This window comes from Flavobacterium frigoris (assembly GCF_900111075.1).
Lineage (GTDB): Bacteria > Bacteroidota > Bacteroidia > Flavobacteriales > Flavobacteriaceae > Flavobacterium > Flavobacterium frigoris.
Genome location: NZ_FOFZ01000028.1, coordinates 1 through 5,411 on the forward strand (window position 1 = coordinate 1; position 5,411 = coordinate 5,411).

At 47.1% G+C, this 5,411-nt stretch carries 2 tRNA genes and 3 rRNA genes; all 5 read left to right on the forward strand.

The features are described 5' to 3' along the window. Nucleotides 1-153: 153 nt before the first annotated feature. The 5 genes from BMW63_RS17490 (at nt 154) to rrf (ending at nt 5,408) form a co-directional block, all read left to right on the forward strand. Nucleotides 154-1,669, forward strand: a 16S ribosomal RNA gene (locus tag BMW63_RS17490). Nucleotides 1,670-1,884: 215 nt separating this feature from the next. Further along, a tRNA-Ile gene (locus tag BMW63_RS17495) sits at nt 1,885-1,958 on the forward strand. Between the two features lie 101 nt (nt 1,959-2,059). Continuing rightward, nucleotides 2,060-2,133 (forward strand) — tRNA-Ala (locus BMW63_RS17500). Nucleotides 2,134-2,260: 127 nt separating this feature from the next. Next, nucleotides 2,261-5,147: ribosomal RNA gene (locus tag BMW63_RS17505) — 23S ribosomal RNA — on the forward strand. Between the two features lie 151 nt (nt 5,148-5,298). Beyond that, a 5S ribosomal RNA gene (gene rrf, locus BMW63_RS17510) occupies nt 5,299-5,408 on the forward strand. The 16S, 23S and 5S rRNA genes sit together here with 2 tRNA genes alongside, the layout of an rRNA operon. The last annotated feature ends 3 nt before the right edge of the window (nt 5,409-5,411 follow it).

Genomic DNA, 5,411 nt, shown 5'->3' on the forward strand with positions numbered 1-5,411 from the left:
AAGAACACGTTCCTAGACATATTGAATTGACAGCCGTCTCGTCCACAAGACGAGACAAAAGAATAAAGAGTAATAGAATCGAGAGATTTGAAAAAACCACTAGACCTTCAGTCAAACATAAATAGAATCAAAGCAATTTGATTCGCATAATATACGATGAAGAGTTTGATCCTGGCTCAGGATGAACGCTAGCGGCAGGCTTAACACATGCAAGTCGAGGGGTAGAGTTAGCTTGCTAACTTGAGACCGGCGCACGGGTGCGTAACGCGTATGCAATCTACCTTTCACAAAGGGATAGCCCAGAGAAATTTGGATTAATACCTTATAGTATTATAGAATGGCATCATTTTGTAATTAAAGATTTATCGGTGAAAGATGAGCATGCGTCCCATTAGCTAGTTGGTATGGTAACGGCATACCAAGGCTACGATGGGTAGGGGTCCTGAGAGGGAGATCCCCCACACTGGTACTGAGACACGGACCAGACTCCTACGGGAGGCAGCAGTGAGGAATATTGGACAATGGGCGCAAGCCTGATCCAGCCATGCCGCGTGCAGGATGACGGTCCTATGGATTGTAAACTGCTTTTATACAGGAAGAAACACCTCTACGTGTAGAGACTTGACGGTACTGTAAGAATAAGGATCGGCTAACTCCGTGCCAGCAGCCGCGGTAATACGGAGGATCCAAGCGTTATCCGGAATCATTGGGTTTAAAGGGTCCGTAGGCGGTCAGATAAGTCAGTGGTGAAAGCCCATCGCTCAACGGTGGAACGGCCATTGATACTGTCTGACTTGAATTATTAGGAAGTAACTAGAATATGTAGTGTAGCGGTGAAATGCTTAGAGATTACATGGAATACCAATTGCGAAGGCAGGTTACTACTAATATATTGACGCTGATGGACGAAAGCGTGGGTAGCGAACAGGATTAGATACCCTGGTAGTCCACGCCGTAAACGATGGATACTAGCTGTTGGGAGCAATCTCAGTGGCTAAGCGAAAGTGATAAGTATCCCACCTGGGGAGTACGAACGCAAGTTTGAAACTCAAAGGAATTGACGGGGGCCCGCACAAGCGGTGGAGCATGTGGTTTAATTCGATGATACGCGAGGAACCTTACCAAGGCTTAAATGTAGATTGACCGTTTTGGAAACAGAACTTTCGCAAGACAATTTACAAGGTGCTGCATGGTTGTCGTCAGCTCGTGCCGTGAGGTGTCAGGTTAAGTCCTATAACGAGCGCAACCCCTGTTGTTAGTTGCCAGCGAGTCATGTCGGGAACTCTAACGAGACTGCCAGTGCAAACTGTGAGGAAGGTGGGGATGACGTCAAATCATCACGGCCCTTACGCCTTGGGCTACACACGTGCTACAATGGCCGGTACAGAGAGCAGCCACTGGGCGACCAGGAGCGAATCTACAAAACCGGTCACAGTTCGGATCGGAGTCTGCAACTCGACTCCGTGAAGCTGGAATCGCTAGTAATCGGATATCAGCCATGATCCGGTGAATACGTTCCCGGGCCTTGTACACACCGCCCGTCAAGCCATGGAAGCTGGGGGTGCCTGAAGTCGGTGACCGCAAGGAGCTGCCTAGGGTAAAACTGGTAACTAGGGCTAAGTCGTAACAAGGTAGCCGTACCGGAAGGTGCGGCTGGAACACCTCCTTTCTAGAGCCTTATTGTTAGCTTATTTATAAGCACGTTAGGGAAAAAGACGAAAAGAGAAAGTGGAAACAAAGATTAAGACAATATTACTCTTGCTGTTAGTTCAAATAATACAATTTAAGTAAAAGATAAAGATTTACGATTATTGAATGCTGATTGTTGATTGCGGATTTTAAATCTGAGATCAGAAATCGTTAATCATAGATCAGAAATCACCTTGTCTCGTAGCTCAGCTGGTTAGAGTACTACACTGATAATGTAGGGGTCGACAGTTCGAGTCTGTCCGAGACAACTATTTATACTTAAAGGAAATTTTAGAAGTTGAGTTGCACTAATTAGTGACGAACCGTTTAGGACTGTTAACTAAAAACTGTTAACTGCATACTAAAATAAGGGGGATTAGCTCAGCTGGCTAGAGCGCCTGCCTTGCACGCAGGAGGTCAACGGTTCGACTCCGTTATTCTCCACGAATTCGAAAGAATTAAAGTTCATTGACATATTGAGATAAGAAAAAATATAAAAAGTAGAAAGCATTTTACTTGTTTATCATTAGACAAGTAGAAAGAACGGTCTCGTTTTATAACGAGATTGGTACAATAAGCAAAATAAGGGCGTATGGGGGATGCCTTGGCTCTCAGAGGCGATGAAAGGCGTGATAAGCTGCGAAAAGCTACGGGGACGGGCACACACCGATTGATCCGTAGATACCTGAATGGGGCAACCCACTATGTTGAAGACATAGTACACCTACGGGTGGGCAAACCCGCTGAACTGAAACATCTAAGTAGGCGGAGGAGAAGAAAACAAAAGTGATTCCGTAAGTAGTGGCGAGCGAACGCGGATTAGCCCAAACCAATGATGTTACGGCATTGTTGGGGTTGTAGGACCACGACATTCAATGTAAAACGAACTAGAATCTACTGGAAAGTAGAACCAAAGAGGGTGATAGTCCTGTATAGGTAAGTGATATAATTGATAGTGGTATCCTGAGTAGGGCGGGACACGAGAAATCCTGTCTGAATTTGGCGGGACCATCCGCTAAGGCTAAATACTCCTGAGAGACCGATAGTGAACCAGTACCGTGAGGGAAAGGTGAAAAGAACCGTGAATAACGGAGTGAAATAGATCCTGAAACCATACGCTTACAAGCGGTCGGAGCCCCTTCGTGGGGTGACGGCGTGCCTTTTGCATAATGAGCCTACGAGTTAACGTTGCTGGCAAGGATAAGTGGTTCAGCCACGGATCCGTAGCGAAAGCGAGTCTGAATAGGGCGCTTTAGTCAGTAGTGTTAGACGCGAAACCGTGTGATCTACCCATGGACAGGTTGAAGCTGTGGTAACACATAGTGGAGGACCGAACCCGTTGACGTTGAAAAGTCTTGGGATGATCTGTGGGTAGGGGTGAAAGGCCAATCAAACTCGGAAATAGCTCGTACTCCCCGAAATGCATTTAGGTGCAGCGTTAGTTATAAAGTTATATAGAGGTAGAGCTACTGATTGGATGCGGGGGCTTCACCGCCTACCAATTCCTGACAAACTCCGAATGCTATATAATGTTCACTAACAGTGAGGGCTTGGGTGCTAAGGTCCAAGTCCGAGAGGGAAAGAACCCAGACCATCAGCTAAGGTCCCCAAATATATACTAAGTTGAAAGAACGAGGTTTGTCTGCATAGACAGCTAGGATGTTGGCTTGGAAGCAGCCATTCATTTAAAGAGTGCGTAACAGCTCACTAGTCGAGCGGACGAGCATGGATAATAATCGGGCATAAGTATATTACCGAAGCTATGGATTTCATATTTATTTATGGAGTGGTAGGGGAGCATTCTAACAGGGTAGAAGGTGAGTCGTAAGGCCTGCTGGACCGGTTAGAAAAGAAAATGTAGGCATAAGTAACGATAATGCGGGCGAGAAACCCGCACACCGAAAGACTAAGGTTTCCACAGCTATGCTAATCAGCTGTGGGTTAGTCGGGACCTAAGGCGAACCCGAAAGGGACAGTCGATGGACAACGGGTTAATATTCCCGTACTACTGTTAACTGTGATGGGGTGACGGAGTGATGAAAGTGCCGCGAACTGACGGAATAGTTCGTTGAAGTACCTACCTATAAGCTGCGCAGGCAAATCCACGCGGCTTGGGGAAATACGATAGTACTCGGAGACTTCGGTTGAAGAGATAGTGCACCTAAGGGCTTCCAAGAAAAACCTCTAAACTTCAGGTTAATAGTACCCGTACCGCAAACCGACACAGGTAGTCGAGATGAGAATTCTAAGGTGCTCGAGAGATTCATGGCTAAGGAATTAGGCAAAATAGACCCGTAACTTCGGGAGAAGGGTCGCCCCGAGTAATCGGGGCCGCAGTGAAGAGGTCCAGGCGACTGTTTATCAAAAACACAGGGCTCTGCAAAATCGTAAGATGAAGTATAGGGCCTGACACCTGCCCGGTGCTGGAAGGTTAAGTGGAGATGTTATCTTCGGAGAAGCATTGAAATGAAGCCCCAGTAAACGGCGGCCGTAACTATAACGGTCCTAAGGTAGCGAAATTCCTTGTCGGGTAAGTTCCGACCTGCACGAATGGTGTAACGATCTGGACACTGTCTCAGCCATGAGCTCGGTGAAATTGTAGTAGCGGTGAAGATGCCGCTTACCCGCAGTGGGACGAAAAGACCCTGTGCACCTTTACTATAGCTTAGTATTGACCTTGGACAAATGATGTGTAGGATAGGTTGGAGACTGTGAAGTGGCGTCGCTAGGCGTTGTGGAGTCATTGTTGAAATACAACCCTTTGTTTGTCTGAGGCCTAACCCCGCGAAGGCGGGGGACATTGCTTGGTGGGTAGTTTGACTGGGGTGGTCGCCTCCAAAAGAGTAACGGAGGCTTCTAAAGGTTCCCTCAGTACGCTTGGTAACCGTGCGTAGAGTGCAATGGCATAAGGGAGCTTGACTGAGAGACATACAGGTCGATCAGGTACGAAAGTAGAGCATAGTGATCCGGTGGTTCCGCATGGAAGGGCCATCGCTCAAAGGATAAAAGGTACGCCGGGGATAACAGGCTGATCTCCCCCAAGAGCTCATATCGACGGGGGGGTTTGGCACCTCGATGTCGGCTCGTCACATCCTGGGGCTGGAGAAGGTCCCAAGGGTTGGGCTGTTCGCCCATTAAAGTGGCACGCGAGCTGGGTTCAGAACGTCGTGAGACAGTTCGGTCTCTATCTACTGTGGGCGCAAGAAATTTGAGTGGATCTGATTCTAGTACGAGAGGACCGAATTGGACAAACCTCTAGTGTATCTGTTGTCACGCCAGTGGCACCGCAGAGTAGCTACGTTTGGAAGGGATAAGCGCTGAAAGCATATAAGCGCGAAACCCACCACAAGATGAGATTTCTTTTAAGGGTCGTAGGAGATGACTACGTTGATAGGCTATAGATGTAAAGGCAGTAATGTCATAGTCGAGTAGTACTAATAACCCGTAAGCTTATGTACACTTTTCCCTCTCGTTCAAAAGACGAGGGGGGAGACACTTTCTAATACAATAAAACTTTTCTTTATCTCAGTGTGTTAAGATATTTTGTACTTGGTATTTATAATCATATAAATAGCATTACAGTAATTGCCCAAAGCAATTATAACCTCTTAAGGTGGTTATTGCGGCGGGGCTCACCTCTTCCCATCCCGAACAGAGTAGTTAAGCCCGCCTGCGCAGATGGTACTGCAGTTATGTGGGAGAGTATGTCGTCGCCTTTCTTT